The organism is Paraburkholderia caffeinilytica, from assembly GCF_003368325.1.
In the GTDB taxonomy this organism is placed as follows: Bacteria; Pseudomonadota; Gammaproteobacteria; order Burkholderiales; family Burkholderiaceae; genus Paraburkholderia; species Paraburkholderia caffeinilytica.
Window position 1 is genome coordinate 1,661,453 of record NZ_CP031466.1, and the last position, 13,552, is coordinate 1,675,004.

14 protein-coding genes are annotated in these 13,552 nt (G+C 62.9%); 4 read left to right on the forward strand and 10 right to left on the reverse strand.

The genetic code is table 11. From position 1 onward, the window contains the following. Positions 1 to 2 precede the first annotated feature (2 nt). From DSC91_RS07395 to DSC91_RS07415, 5 genes are all read right to left on the reverse strand, one after another. Positions 3 to 1,583, reverse strand: a complete 1,581-nt coding sequence (locus DSC91_RS07395; RefSeq protein ID WP_115777526.1) for a DUF1800 domain-containing protein — start codon at positions 1,581 to 1,583, stop codon at positions 3 to 5. 74 nt (positions 1,584 to 1,657) lie between these two features. After that, entirely contained in the window at positions 1,658 to 2,191 is a 534-nt protein-coding gene (locus tag DSC91_RS07400; RefSeq protein WP_115777527.1) for a periplasmic heavy metal sensor, read from the reverse strand. Continuing rightward, positions 2,188 to 2,616 carry a hypothetical protein gene (locus DSC91_RS07405; protein ID WP_115777528.1) on the reverse strand — a complete coding sequence of 143 codons (429 nt, stop codon included), beginning with the start codon at positions 2,614 to 2,616 and terminating at the stop codon, positions 2,188 to 2,190. The genes DSC91_RS07400 and DSC91_RS07405 overlap by 4 nt, the downstream gene beginning before the upstream one ends. Next, on the reverse strand, positions 2,613 to 3,200 hold the full coding sequence (locus DSC91_RS07410) for an RNA polymerase sigma factor (RefSeq protein WP_115777529.1): 588 nt from the start codon (positions 3,198 to 3,200) through the stop codon (positions 2,613 to 2,615). The genes DSC91_RS07405 and DSC91_RS07410 overlap by 4 nt, the downstream gene beginning before the upstream one ends. Before the next feature lie 103 nt (positions 3,201 to 3,303). Further along, positions 3,304 to 3,624, reverse strand: coding sequence for a YXWGXW repeat-containing protein (locus DSC91_RS07415; protein ID WP_115779739.1), 321 nt, complete (start codon positions 3,622 to 3,624; stop codon positions 3,304 to 3,306). A gap of 369 nt (positions 3,625 to 3,993) precedes the next feature. Between DSC91_RS07415 and DSC91_RS07420 the strand changes: the two genes are divergently transcribed. From DSC91_RS07420 to DSC91_RS07430, 3 genes are all read left to right on the forward strand, one after another. Beyond that, entirely contained in the window at positions 3,994 to 5,775 is a 1,782-nt protein-coding gene (locus DSC91_RS07420; protein WP_115777530.1) for a phospholipase C, read from the forward strand. Between the two features lie 202 nt (positions 5,776 to 5,977). Then, complete coding sequence (locus tag DSC91_RS07425) at positions 5,978 to 7,429, forward strand: cytochrome-c peroxidase (protein WP_115777531.1); 1,452 nt, start codon at positions 5,978 to 5,980, stop codon at positions 7,427 to 7,429. A 96-nt stretch (positions 7,430 to 7,525) separates the two neighbouring features. Next, positions 7,526 to 8,218, forward strand: coding sequence for an HAD family hydrolase (locus tag DSC91_RS07430; RefSeq protein WP_115777532.1), 693 nt, complete (start codon positions 7,526 to 7,528; stop codon positions 8,216 to 8,218). A 34-nt stretch (positions 8,219 to 8,252) separates the two neighbouring features. On the opposite strand, the gene DSC91_RS07435 is transcribed toward DSC91_RS07430, so the two are convergent. Then, positions 8,253 to 8,645 carry a carboxymuconolactone decarboxylase family protein gene (locus DSC91_RS07435; RefSeq protein WP_115777533.1) on the reverse strand — a complete coding sequence of 131 codons (393 nt, stop codon included), beginning with the start codon at positions 8,643 to 8,645 and terminating at the stop codon, positions 8,253 to 8,255. Between the two features lie 322 nt (positions 8,646 to 8,967). Here DSC91_RS07435 and DSC91_RS07440 point away from each other — a divergent pair, with 322 nt between their 5' ends. Continuing rightward, positions 8,968 to 9,216, forward strand: a complete 249-nt coding sequence (locus DSC91_RS07440) for a hypothetical protein (protein ID WP_115777534.1) — start codon at positions 8,968 to 8,970, stop codon at positions 9,214 to 9,216. A 171-nt stretch (positions 9,217 to 9,387) separates the two neighbouring features. Here the strand turns inward: DSC91_RS07440 and cyoD are convergent, their stop codons facing one another. The 4 genes from cyoD to cyoA are packed head-to-tail and all read right to left on the reverse strand — an operon-like array spanning position 9,388 to position 13,241. Next, complete coding sequence (cyoD, locus tag DSC91_RS07445) at positions 9,388 to 9,744, reverse strand: cytochrome o ubiquinol oxidase subunit IV (RefSeq protein ID WP_115777535.1); 357 nt, start codon at positions 9,742 to 9,744, stop codon at positions 9,388 to 9,390. Beyond that, complete coding sequence (gene cyoC / locus DSC91_RS07450; RefSeq protein WP_115777536.1) at positions 9,745 to 10,350, reverse strand: cytochrome o ubiquinol oxidase subunit III; 606 nt, start codon at positions 10,348 to 10,350, stop codon at positions 9,745 to 9,747. Beyond that, positions 10,350 to 12,338 (reverse strand): cytochrome o ubiquinol oxidase subunit I, encoded by a 1,989-nt coding sequence (cyoB, locus tag DSC91_RS07455; protein ID WP_115777537.1) that lies wholly within the window; start codon positions 12,336 to 12,338, stop codon positions 10,350 to 10,352. The genes cyoC and cyoB overlap by 1 nt, the downstream gene beginning before the upstream one ends. A gap of 3 nt (positions 12,339 to 12,341) precedes the next feature. Continuing rightward, positions 12,342 to 13,241 carry a ubiquinol oxidase subunit II gene (gene cyoA / locus DSC91_RS07460; RefSeq protein ID WP_115777538.1) on the reverse strand — a complete coding sequence of 300 codons (900 nt, stop codon included), beginning with the start codon at positions 13,239 to 13,241 and terminating at the stop codon, positions 12,342 to 12,344. Positions 13,242 to 13,552 lie beyond the last annotated feature (311 nt).

Below are 13,552 nucleotides of genomic sequence, written 5' to 3' on the forward strand. Positions count from 1 at the left end.
GTTCATCTCCGTTGAAAATCCGGCGAGACCAACAGCAGCGCGATCGCCGTCGATGCGCTTTCGGCACGCGACACGGCCGCGGCAGTCGGCGCACTGAGCGAGCCGGCCAGCAAGGTCTGGCCGAGCGAGCGCGCATCGAGCCGGTCGCCGACACGCGCGGCGAAGCGCTGTGCCACTTCGACCCGGCGCACGAGCGCATCGGGCGCCGCCCAGCTCGCGGCAATATCGTCGTAGCCCGCGGGCGAGCCCGGCCGCCAGACAGGCTGGCCGAGTTGCGTCAGGATGGGAGCGGCCTGCAGGTTGCCGAGATCCTGCCAGCCGAGCCCGCGCATCGAAGAAATGGTCCATTCCCACGGCGTCTTGAACTTCACGGCTGTCGGCGACCACGCCTGCGGCATGTCGAGCAGCGTCCGGTACACAGTCGGCAGATCGCCGCCGCTGCGCGCGAATGCGCTTGCCAGCCGTTCGCTCACCTCAGGCGGCGGATTGTCCGCGACGAAGTGACGGGCGAGCTTGCCGCCGATGTGCCGCGCGGTCGCGGGCGCACTCGCGAGGTCGTGCAGGATCGCCAGCGCCTGCCCTTCTCCCGGCTGATCATAGCGGCGGCCCATGATGGTTCGCGAGCCCGGCTCGTGCAGCGCGACGCGAAACACGAAGGTGCCTGGGGCGGCGTTCGGCAGCTGAGCCGGCCCGCGCAGGTTGCCCGCATTGCCAGGATTGCCAGGATTGCCAGGATTGCCAGGATTGCCGGCGAGGCTCCAGCCGGTCAGTGCGCGGGCGAATTCGGTGACGTCGTCCTGGCTATAGCCGCTGCGTACGCCGAGCGTGTGCAGCTCCATGATTTCGCGCGCGAGGTTCTCGTTCAGACCGCGTTTGACGTTCGGATTGCGCGCTGCGGCGCGCATGGCCGCCATGCTGTCCGGCCCGACCGAGCGCGTCTGGTCGAGAAACAACTGCATGGCCGGATGACGTTCGACTGCGACCAGCATGTCTTCGAAACGACCGAGCACGTGCGGGCGGATTGCTTCCGCTTCGAATGAACCGGCCAGTGCCGCGACGGCGGGCTTTTCCGTGGATACCGCGAAGTGGTTCGCCCAGAAATGAACCAGCCGCTCGATGAAAGGCGTCTGCGTGGTCAGTGCGCTTGCGACCCGCGCGTTCACGGAGGAACGGTAGATGTCGAGAATTTCGCCGCGCAATGCTTTTCGTTCGGCTTGCTTAGCAGTTTGGGCGGCGGTTTCTGTTGCGCCTTGCACGGCGGTTTGCGTGCCGGCTTGTCCATTGGTTTGCGGGTTGACCTCCGCATTCGCCTGATTGGCGGCTGCGCCTTCGCTGACGTTCCGCTGGTTCTGCTGGTTCTGCTGGTTCAGTTGATTCAGCTGCATGCGCTGCTGCGCCAGTTCGCCGGACAGGGCCACCGAATCGGGTTGGCTCGCCCACGCGGCAGGCCGCGGCTGATACTGTTCGAACTGCGCGAGCAGCCACTCCTTCGGGTCGGCGGGCGGCGTGTCGCCGGCACGCGCGCCAAGACCGAAACGGTTCAGCGCAATCGCCGCCGCATTCTGGTTCGGTGATGTGGCCATACCATCCTCTTCGGCGTTGGATATTTCTTTAAACGACCGCCACGATCAAATCCGTCGCCAGCGCCGAGAAGTTTTTATTCGCCCGACGCCGCACTCGAAGCGTCACTCGCGGCCGGCTTCGGCGGCTTGTTCGCATTGGCCACCGACTGCGGTTCGCGCCACTGTCCGCGCAGCTTCAGGCTGTCGGCGAATTCGACGCGCTCCTCGGGCGACAGCGTCGCCGCAAAATCCGCCACGCCGCCTTCCACTTGCGCGCGCAAACTGCTGTCCGCCGCTCGCGTGCGGGCGAGCGCCTCGTCCAGTGCCGCGCGATCGAATTGCGGCGCGGCCAGCAGACGCAATACGTCGTGACGCCCCTCACGGCCATCGCGGGCAAATTGCTTGCCTTCGCGGCGCGCATTCTTCAAGGCATCGATGAAGGCCTTCTGACGCTCGGCCGGCAGCGTGTCGGCGGCGAAGCGCAGCGCCGTGCGTTGCTGCGCCAGCACCGTGGTGGTCGCGCCATGCGCCGCAAACCATTGATAAGCCCCTCCGACAATCGCGCCCAGCAGAAACACGTTGAGCACCAGCGAAGCCACCAGCACGATTTTCCACGACCGGCCGTTCATTCGCCGCTCCAATCGGCGGATGAACCACCGAAGCTCGAAGTTAAATAAGAAAACTCGTGCACTTGTGGAACCGTCCCCGTCAAAACAAAGAACGAAACCGCAAAAGCGCCGGCCACCCCACCCAGCGCCCCCAGCACGCCGACGCCGGCCACCGCCGCGCCCGACCACCACCATTTCCGGCGCGGTGCGCCCGGCTGCCGCACCGGAGCGCTGCCGACGATGCGCTGCTGCAACGCCACGCCCGGCGGATCGACCTTGTCGGCGGCCAGCCATGCATCGATGCCGGCCGCGTCGGCCAGCGCCGCATCCGCCTCGGCACGATGCGCCGCGGCCCAGGCCTCGGCCGCAGCGCGCTCCTGTTGCGGCCAGCGGCGCGGATCGGCGCCGTAGGCGTCGACGATCTGAAGGAATCTTTCGGGCGTCATGACTTGTCCTTGCTAAGGCCGCTGCCGGCCAGTTGGGCGCGCAGATTGCGGCGCGCACGTGCCAGCAGACTTTCCAACGCATCGACCGTGATGCCCATCAGGGCGGCAGCGTCGATGTTCGACATCTCCTGGTAGTAGTTGAGCACCAGTGCCTCGCGTTGTCGTGCGGGCAATGCGGCGAGCGCTTCGCGAACGCGCTCGTCCTGGGCGCGCGCCTCGAGCGCGGCGTCGGGCAATGCGGCGGGGTCGATCTCGTCGGGCAGGTCGTCGTGCGGGACTTCGCGGCGGCCGCGCAAGCGGTCATAGCAAAGATTGAGCGCGACGCGATGGACCCACGTGTCGACCTTTGCCTCGCCTTCCCGCCAGCGCGAAGCCTGTTTCCAGATCCGCACGAAGACCTCCTGCGCCACGTCTTCCGCTTCCATGCGGTCGCCCAGCATGCGCGTGGCGAGCGCGAGCAGACGCGGCAGTTTGCGCGCGACGAGCGAGCGGACGGCAGCCGGGTCTTTCCGGGCCACCCCCTCGAGCAATTCCGCATCGGGATCGCGTTCGCTCAAGGCATGCGGCTCCACAACGCGCGCCAGGTGCGGAGCGCGGATCGACTGGTTGTGCGCGCACCGGTTCGGCCGGCGCGCATTGGACGGTTTGCATGCATTGCAATCAATATACGACCGCCGCGCTCAACGTTCAGGCCCAATGCCCTTCGACCCAACGCCAGTTAGGTCCGCGCTGCACCCAATGCCCCGGCACCCAGCGATAGCCGACACGAACCGGCCGCCAGTGGCCCGGCACCCACACATAACGGCCGTGGTCCCAACGCCAGCGGCCTTGATCCCACACGTAGCCGGCACGCGGCGCCGGCATGACTTCGACGCGCGGCGGCGGTGGCGCCATCGGCGCGACGATCACTGCCTGCGCGAAAGCGGGCGCGGCCGTGAGCGCGGCAACGCACGTGATCGCCGCAGCGAGTACGGAAGTCAGAAGACGGGCCGGTCTGGTCGATGTCATGCTGGTTTCTCCCATATAGAGCCGAAGCCATAAGCGGCTCCGTTTCTTCTTGAACGCAGCAGCTGCAAAAATCTGTCGCTTGATTTGCATTGAAAGGAACGCGCTGAAGTACGCGAGCCGTGGAGGCCAGAACAGCCTTTGCATCAGGGCCCAGCGCAAGTAGAACGACAGAAATCGTTATTGAAATGAATGGCAGCCGATAGGTGGCGTAATGTTCGCGCCCTCAAATCTTAATCAGCAGATGTTTCAATGCGCGCAGTTTCAAGCGGTAAGACAACTCAGCTGTATTTCTAACAATATTCCCAGCGAATCTCCACACGTGCAGTACTGGAAACGCTGAACGGCGAAGTCGAAACTGGAGCCAGTCACATGTTCCGTAGAACCCTCTTACCCATCCCGTTTGCCGCGATGCTTGCGCTCGCAGCATGCGGCAACAACAGCGTGAACTCGACGACCGCGTCGACGCCGGTAGCCACGGTGTCGGCGCAGGATGCCGTCGCGACGGCCACGCCGATCAAACACGTGGTAGTGATCTTCGGCGAGAACGTTTCGTTCGACCACTACTTCGCGACCTACCCGCAAGCCAACAACCCGGTCGGCGAGCCGCAATTCACCGCAGCCACGGGCACGCCGTCGGTCAACAACCTCAGCACCAACAATCTGATCACCTCGAACCCGAACGCGTTGTCGACCTCGCCGAACACGGCAGGCACCACGGTCGGCTCGGTGACGATCGCGGGTCTCGGCCTGCCGGCCGCCGACCTGCTGCCGTTCCGTCTCGATCGTTCGCAAGCCAATACGTCGAGCCAGAACCACGCGTATGCCGCGGAGCAGCTCGCCTACAACAACGGAGCGATGGACTCGTTCCCGCTGTTCACGGCGTCGGGTTCGACGATCGCCGGCAGCACCGGCGCGTTCGCCACGAAGGGCCAGGTGCTCGGCTACTTCGACGGCAACACGGTCACGGCAATGTGGAACTACGCGCAGAACTTCGCGATGAACCAGAACGCGTACACGGACACGTACGGTCCGTCGACGCCTGGCGCGCTCGAAGTCGTCTCCGGCCAGAACAATGGCGTCGTGGTGACGGGCGGAACCTCGGCCAACGCGATTGCGGATTCGGCCGGCGGCTTCACGATGGTCGGCGACCTGGACCCGACCGGCGACGTCTGCACGATCGCGGCAAAGAGCGCCATCACGGGCCAGATGTCGTCGAACAACAAGAACATCGGCGACCTGCTCAACGCGAAGGGCCTCACGTGGGGCGGCTTCATGGGCGGCTTCAATCTGACGACCACCAATGCCAACGGCACGACCGGTTGCGCACGTTCGACGTTCTCGCAAGTGCTGAACGCGACCAAGACCGACTACGTGCAGCATCACGCGTGGTTCCAGTACTACCCGACCACGGCCAACCTCGCGCACACGCGTCCGACGTCGACGGCGGTGATCGGCGCGACCGATCCGCTCGACAGCACGGCAACGCCGGTTCACCACCAGTACGACACCGACGACTTCTTCGCCGCGGTGAAGGCGGGCAACTACCCGTCGGTGAGCTTCCTGAAGGCGCCGGCGGTCGAAGACGGCCATCCAGGCAACTCGGACCCGATCGACGAGCAGGCATTCGTCACGAAGGTGATCAACTTCCTGCAGCAACAGCCTGACTGGAAGAACACCGCCGTGATCATCGCCTACGACGATTCGGACGGTTGGTACGATCACCGCTACATGGCGCCGAAAAGCTCCTCGTTCGATTCGACCACGGCGCAATCCGCGGGCGGCGCGACGATAGCCGGCACCGACAACCTGAGCGGCGCGGGTCAGTGCACGGCAACAGGCGCGGTTCAACCGCAGGGCGTGAATGGCGGTGCGGTGAACGGCCGTTGCGGCCCGGGTACGCGCACGCCGTTCATCGTGGTGTCGCCGTGGGCGAAGGTCAACTTCGTCGACGACACGCCGATCACCCAGGCGTCCGTGGTCAGGTTCATCGAAGACAACTGGCTTGGCGGTCAACGCCTTGGCAATGGCTCGTTCGATGCGTCGGCTGGCAGCATCATGAACATGTTCAACTTCTCGGGCTCGGGCAACAACCCGACGGTGTATCTGGACGAGAACCTGGGCACGAAACTGTCGGCGCCGCCGGCTAGCTGATCGCGGCGCGCGTGCGGACTGCTCTTCCGGTGTGCCTCCCGTTACGTCATGCACGGGCGCTGCTCGTGCATGACGACACGAAGCGCCGCGCGATGAAGAGCGGGAAACGCATCAAGCTGGTGTTGGGCGTCGAGCCAGTGCAAACGTGCTGGCTCGATTTGCTTTTTGATCGCATCTGATCGAATTACTTGTCACTACCGCCATGAATCATCCTTCAGACGCCCTGCTGCCCCCGCATCTGCCTGCCGGCGGTGAGCCGGGTCCCGTCACTACCCGCCGCTCGTGGCTCAGGCTGCTTGCGTGGAGCGCCGTGGGCATCGTGCTCGCGCTCGTCGTGGTTTGCGCGTACGCGCTCGTCTACCCGGAACGGATGCCGCCCGCAGTCGGCTCGCTCGTCGAGGAAATCACCGGCGCGAATCCTCATCCGGTTCATTTGATGCGTCCGCAGGACGCGCCCCTGAGCGCGGTTGCGCAGCTCGGCAAACAGATTTTCTTCGACCAGACGTTGTCGGCCTCGGGTACGCAGTCGTGTGCGTCGTGCCACTCGCCACAGCATTCGTATGCGCCCGATAACGCGTTCCCGGTTCAACTCGGCGGTCCTCAAATGAATCAGGCCGGCTATCGGCCGCCGCCGTCGCTGACGTATCTGTACCGCCAGGCGCCATTCAGCATTGGGCCGGATCAGGGCGATACCGACGCGCCCGTCGACATGACACAGCTGGCGTCACAGGCTGCCGGCGTGCAGCGCGCGCAGAAAACGGCGCTTGCCGCGCCCGCCGCGCCGGCGATGGTGCCGCAAGGCGGCCTGTTCTGGGACGGCCGCGCCGATACGCTGCAAATCCAGGCAATCGGTCCGCTGATGAATCCGGTGGAGATGGCCAACGCGACGCCGGAGGATGTTGCGCGCAAGCTGATGCAAACCAGATATCTCGACCAGTTCAAACAGATCTTCGGGCCGGGCATCGTCAACAATCCGAGCCTGCTGATTTCGGAAGCCATGTTCGCCGTTGGGCGGTATCAGACCGAGGATCAGTCGTTCCATGCTTTCACCAGCAAGTACGACTACTGGCTCGAAGGCAAAGCGCGGCTGACCCATGCCGAATTGCACGGCTTGCAGTTGTTCAACGATAAGGACAAGGCCAATTGCGCCGGTTGCCACTTGAGTCAGCCTGGCAAGGATGGCTTGCCGCCGGTATTTACCGACACCCAGTACGAGGCGCTTGGCGTGCCGCGGAATCCGGCCATTCCGGCCAACAAGGATCCGAAGTTCTTCGATATGGGCGTGTGCGGGCCGTTCCGCGACGATATGGCGAAGGAGACCCAGTACTGCGGGATGTTCCTGACGCCGACCCTGCGCAATGTCGCCGAGCGCAAGGTGTTCTTCCACAACGGCGTGTATCACGACCTCAAGCAGGTCATGGACTTCTACAACCTGCGCAATACGGCGCCCGAGAAGATCTATCCGCGCGATGCGTCGGGCAAGGTCCAGAAGTACAACGATCTGCCGGTGCAATATCACGCCAATATCGACGTCGCCGATGCGCCGTTCGATCGCAAGTTCGGGGATCAGCCGGCCATGACGGATGAGGATATTCAGGACATCATTGCGTTCATGAAAACGCTGAGCGACGGTTATAAGCCTGCAGGGTCCTGATTCCCGCCGGGACGGATTGCACGGCCTTTGCGCCGTGCCGCGCGAGCCGGTGATGTATCCTTGCCGGTTCCGCGACTTTTATCCGTACCCTGCCCGATGGCCCATTTCCCTTTCGACGCCGTACTCTTCGACTGCGACGGCGTGCTCGTCGACTCCGAACCCATCACCAACCGCGTGCTGACCGAGATGCTCGGCGAGCTCGGCTGGCATTTGACTGTCGAAGAGACGATGCGCATTTTTGTCGGCAAGGCCGTCAGGGATGAAGCCGCACTCATCGAAGCGCGCACCGGCTTCGCGATCACGACCGATTGGCTCATGCAGTTTCGCGCGCGCCGCAACGAGGCACTCGATCGCGAGCTGGTTGCCATCGACGGCGCGGCGTCGGCCGTGCGTGCGCTTTACGCGGCGCTCGATGCGCGCATTGCCGTTGCGTCGGGCGCCGATCGCATCAAGGTGGAATTGCAACTGGCGAAGGCCGGTATTCTCGACTGCTTTGAAGGCCGCATTTTCAGCGGCCACGAAACACCGCGCAACAAGCCCTATCCCGATGTCTACCTTGCCGCGGCCGCGGGGGTCGGCATGGAGCCGCAACGATGTGCCGTCGTGGACGATACCGTCACGGGCGTGACTGCAGGCGTGGCCGCCGGCGCTACCGTGTTCGGCTATTGCCCGAAAGAGCTGAGCCACAGCAGCGCGACGGCCTTGCATGGCGCGGGCGCGGTTCACGTGTTTCGGGACATGGCCGAATTGCCCGCGCTGCTCGCCGGATGGCGCGGCGCGCGGGGCTGAGGGCGCCGAGGGCACGCGCGGTTACTCGACGACGTTACTCGAACGCAGGATCGATCGGTACGCGATATCCCACCGCCAACCGGTTGGTCTCGTTCGCCATACCGACCACCGCCAGCAGTTCGCCGAACATCTCGTCGGTCATCCCGGCGCGGCGGGCCGCAGCCGTATGGCTCGCGACGCAGTAACCGCAGTTGTTCGTCACGCTCACCGCGACGTAAAGCAATTCCTTGATCAGCGGATCGAGCGCACCCGGCGCCATCACATCCTTCAAACTGTCCCACGTGCGTGCGAGTGTCGGCGGATGCTGGGCGATGTATTTCCAGAAGTTATTGACGTCGTCGACCTGGCGGGTCTGCTTGATGTCGTCATAGACGGCTTTGACTTCGGGAGAAGCTGCGGAATATTCAACGGCTTTAAGCTGGCTCATGCGTGCTCCCAGGCTTGCTAACGGAAATCGGCGATTCGCGCGCGAGTGGCGCGGGGTTGCCGGCGGGATTGCCGGCGGGTTGCCTATTGTGCCCAGAATTCCCGTGCGTCGAGCGAATGCAGCGCGGCGGGCTTCACTGTTGGCAGCGGCCCGACATCCTGGCGTCGGCAAGTCGGTCTATTTCTACCACTTCGCGCCCATCAGACCGGCGGATGTGGACGGCATGCCGCTTTGCGGCGGATGGCATGGTGCGTGCAGTTGGAACGAATGAGCGCGGCGATGTCCGGGCTCGCTGTCAATCGAACCTTGCCGGAGATCCATCATGAACGCGCTAGTCCTTAAAGATCTGCCCCGCGTCGACGAACTCGACCGTTTGGCTTCGCAATCCGTACTCGGCGGCACCGCCTGCCTCACCCGAGAAGCACCGCCTGCTTGCCCCGGCGGGATGATGCCGCCCATTGTCCTTCGGCGCGGCTGGGAGTGTCCGCCGGTTCATTGGGGTTGCGGGCCGGTTCATTTCCCGTACGGCAAGCCGCCTTGTCATTCTGAACCGGTGGTGGTGCCGCTTTAGACTACGTGGAAAACCGCATGAAAATAGACGGGCCAGTATGACGGCCCGTCTATTTTCAACATGCCAGCCGTCGGCTCTTGGGTGGTCACACAGACGATAGCCCCCGGAATGAAAAAACCCCACAAGACTTTCATCTTGCGGGGTTTCTTCTCAACCTGCTCCGTTCGCAGCCTAGCGCGACATCATGTGCATACTGACGTTATGCATGACCCACAACGTGCCGCCGATCACGATCACCGCGGTCAGCGCCGTGAAGGCAAAGGCCGTCACGTTCCACCGCTGCGCGGACGACGCATTCATGTGCAGGAAGAAAACCAGGTGCACGACGATCTGCACGAACGCGAGGCCCGCGATAGCGAGCAAGGCGTTCTCGCCGGTCAGCGTGCCGTTCAGCACGAGGCCAAAGGCTGCGGCAGTCAACACGACGGAGAGAATGAAACCCACCGTATAGCTGCCGAAGCTGCCGTGACTTTCCCCACCGTGTCCTTCTTCCGGGTGTGCCAGGTGTGAGTGATGGCTATGGTCCATTTAGATCACGCTCGCAAGATAGACAAAGGTGAAGACGCCGATCCACACGACATCCAGAAAGTGCCAGAAAAGGCTCAGGCACGTCAGGCGAATCATGTCGCGTTCGGTCAGATCGCGATGGCGCATCACCTGCACGGCGAGCACCACCATCCAGATCAGGCCGCACGTCACGTGCAAACCGTGCGTGCCGACCAGCGTAAAGAACGACGACAGGAACGCGCTGCGGCTCGGGCCTGCCCCCTCTGCGATCAGGTGCGAAAACTCGCGCATTTCCAGCACGAGGAACGCGAGACCCAGCAGGAAGGTCACGCCGAGCCAGAAGAGCAGCACGCCCTTTCTGTTCTTATGTGCGCCCAGCATCGCGAAGCCGTACGTGATGCTGCTCAGCAGCAGCATCGACGTTTCAAGCGCGACGCCCGGGATCTCGAACAGATCCTTACCGCTCGGTCCACCCGCGAACTGGTGGCCCATCACCGCGAACACGGCGAACAGTGCGGCAAAGATGATGCAGTCGGTCATCAGGTACAGCCAGAAACCGAATACCGATTGCGACGGCACATGGTCCGGCGCGAGGTGCGGTTGAACCGCAATAGTCTTCTGTAACATCAGTCCACCTCTACCGCGATGTGGGCACCCGCGCCGGCGCGCCGTTCTTCGATCAGCGCGACCGTGTCGGCCGGGATGTAGTAGCCGTCGTTGTCCTGGAAGCTGTAGACGATCACCGTGCCGATCGCGCCGACCAGGCCGACAATCGCAAGCCACCAGATGTGCCACACACCGGCGAAGCCGAGCACCAGCGAGAACAGACCGACCACCAGACCCGCCGAGGTATTCGACGGCATATGAATGTCGCGATACACCGGCTCTGTTTGCTGCGCCTTACGCGACTTCATATCGGTGAACGCGTCCAGCTTGCGCACCGTCGGGATGAGCGCGAAGTTGTACACCGGCGGCGGCGAGCTCGTCGCCCATTCCAGCGTATGACCATTCCACGGGTCGCCCGAGACGTCGCGATTTTGCGGCAGATTACGGTCGCGGATGCTGACGTACAGTTGCACCAGCTGGCAGCCAATACCGATAGCGATCAGGCCCGCGCCGAACGCAGCGAGAATCAGCCACGGATGCCATGCCGGATTGTCGTAGTGGTTCAGACGGCGCGTCATGCCCATGAAACCGAGCACGTACAGCGGCATGAACGCGACATAGAAGCCGACCAGCCAGAACCAGAACGCAGCCTTGCCGAGTTTTTCGTTCAGCTTGAAACCGAACGCCTTCGGGAACCAGTAGTTGAAACCGGCCAGATAGCCGAACAGCACGCCACCGATAATCACGTTGTGGAAGTGAGCGATCAGGAACAGGCTGTTGTGCAGCACGAAGTCCGCGCCCGGGATCGCCATCATCACGCCGGTCATCCCGCCGATGGTGAACGTGATCATGAAGCCGATCGTCCACAGCACGGGCGTGGTGAATTCCAGCCGGCCCTTGTAGATCGTGAACAGCCAGTTGAACACCTTCACGCCGGTCGGAATCGCGATCACCATCGTCGCGATGCCGAAGAAGGCATTGACGTCGGCGCCCGAACCCATCGTGAAGAAGTGGTGCAGCCACACGAGGAACGACAGCACCATGATCGCGCAGGTTGCCCACACCATCGTCTTGTAGCCGAACAACGGCTTTTTGGCGAAGGTGGCCACGACTTCCGAGAAGATCCCGAACGCCGGCAGGATCAGGATGTACACCTCGGGGTGACCCCAGGCCCAGATCAGGTTCAGGTACAACATGGCGTTGCCGCCGCCGTCGTTCGTGAAGAAGTGCATGCCGAGGTAGCGGTCCAGACCGAGCAACGCGAGCGTCACGGTCAGGATCGGGAACGAGGCCATGATCAGCACGTTGGTGCAGAGCGCGGTCCACGTGAACACCGGCATCTTCATGAACGTCATGCCCGGGGCGCGCATCTTCACGATGGTCGCGAAGAAGTTCACGCCGGTGAGCAAGGTGCCGATACCGGACAGCTGCAAGCTCCACAGGTAATAGTCGACCCCGACACCCGGACTGAACTGCAATTCCGACAGCGGCGGATACGCCAGCCAGCCCGTTTGCGCGAACTCGCCGATCACCAGCGAAATGTTGATCAGAATCGCGCTGACCGCGGTCATCCAGAAGCTCAACGAGTTGATGAAGGGGAACGCGACGTCGCGCGCGCCGATCTGCAACGGCACGATCAGGTTCATCAGGCCGATCATGAACGCCATCGCCATGAAGAAAATCATGATGACGCCGTGCGCCGTAAACACCTGGTCGTAGTGATGCGGCGGCAGATAGCCGGGGCTCAGATAGCCGAGCGCCTGCTGCAGGCGCATCATGATCGCGTCCGAGAAGCCGCGCAGCAGCATGATCATCGCGACGATGATGTACATGATGCCGAGCTTCTTGTGGTCGACGGAGGTCAGCCACTCCGTCCACAGGTAGCGCCATTTGCCGAGGTACGTGACCGTGCCGAGCACGGCCAGCCCGACGAGCGCCATGAAGATGCCGGCGCCCACGATGATTGGCTCGTGATACGGAATCGCATCGAGCGTAAGTTTTCCGAACATGCGTTACCCCTTACCCTTAGGCGCACAGTTGGCGTCGTTCATGTTGTCGATGACGTTACCGTTGTTGTATCGGGCAATGATGTTGTGAAAGAGCTTCGGATCGACCGACGAGAAGTAGCGCACCGGCTCCTTCTCGGTCGGCGCCGACATCGCGTGATAGCGGTCCATGTCGAGACGGTCGGACGAGCCGCGTACCTTGGCGACCCACGCGTTGAACTCGTCGGGCGACGTGGCGAGTGCACGGAACTTCATGTCCGAGAAGCCCTTGCCGCTGAAGTTCGCCGCGGTGCCCGCGTAGTTGCCGGCTTCGTCGGCGATCAGATGCAAGCGCGTTTGCATGCCGGCCATCGCGTAGATCTGGCCGCCGAGTTGCGGAATGAAGAAGGAGTTCATCACCGTGTCCGACGTGATGACGAAGTTCACCGGCGTGCCGACTGGGAACGCCAGCTGGTTCACCGATGCAATGCCGAGGTCGGGGTAGATGAAGAGCCACTTCCAGTCGAGCGCGACCACTTCGACGTTGATCGGCTTGACCTGCGACTCGAGCGGCTTGTACGGATCGAGCTCGTGCGTGGTCTTCCACGTCAGCACGGCGAGGAACAGAATGATCAGCGTCGGAATCGTCCAGATGGCGATTTCGATACCGGTCGAGTGCACCCAGCCCGGGCGGTATTCGGCATTCCGGTTCGACGCGCGATAGCGCCACGCGAACAGCAGCGTGAGCGCGATGACCGGAACGACCACGATCAGCATGGCCCAGGTCGACGTGGCGATCAGCTCGCGTTCCGCCAGCCCCACACTCCCCTTCGGATTCAAAATATCGAGGTTGCTGCAACCCGAGAGCAACAACATGAGGCCGGTGGACAGGAAACTTATCGACCCTCGCAGAGCCTTTCCTTTCATATCCATTGCCTTTTATTTACGACTTCAACGAACGTCATCAGACCGCTCTCCATTAATAAGCGCTCGCATAATAGGGGAACGGCATTTTGCAATAAACAACCGATTCAGCAACGCATTATTGCGTCGCAACACCGTGCGACACGTTGCCGCATAGCCGTGCGCACAGGTGTTTTCGCCTGGTGTCAGGGCGCAGCCGGTGCCCGGTTTGACGATCACAAAACCCCTTGAAACAAGCACTAAAACGCGGCGCAACCGGATGGTCGCGTCGCGTTGAATGGCGTGCAAAAGGTCTTGGGGCCGAAGCCGGACAA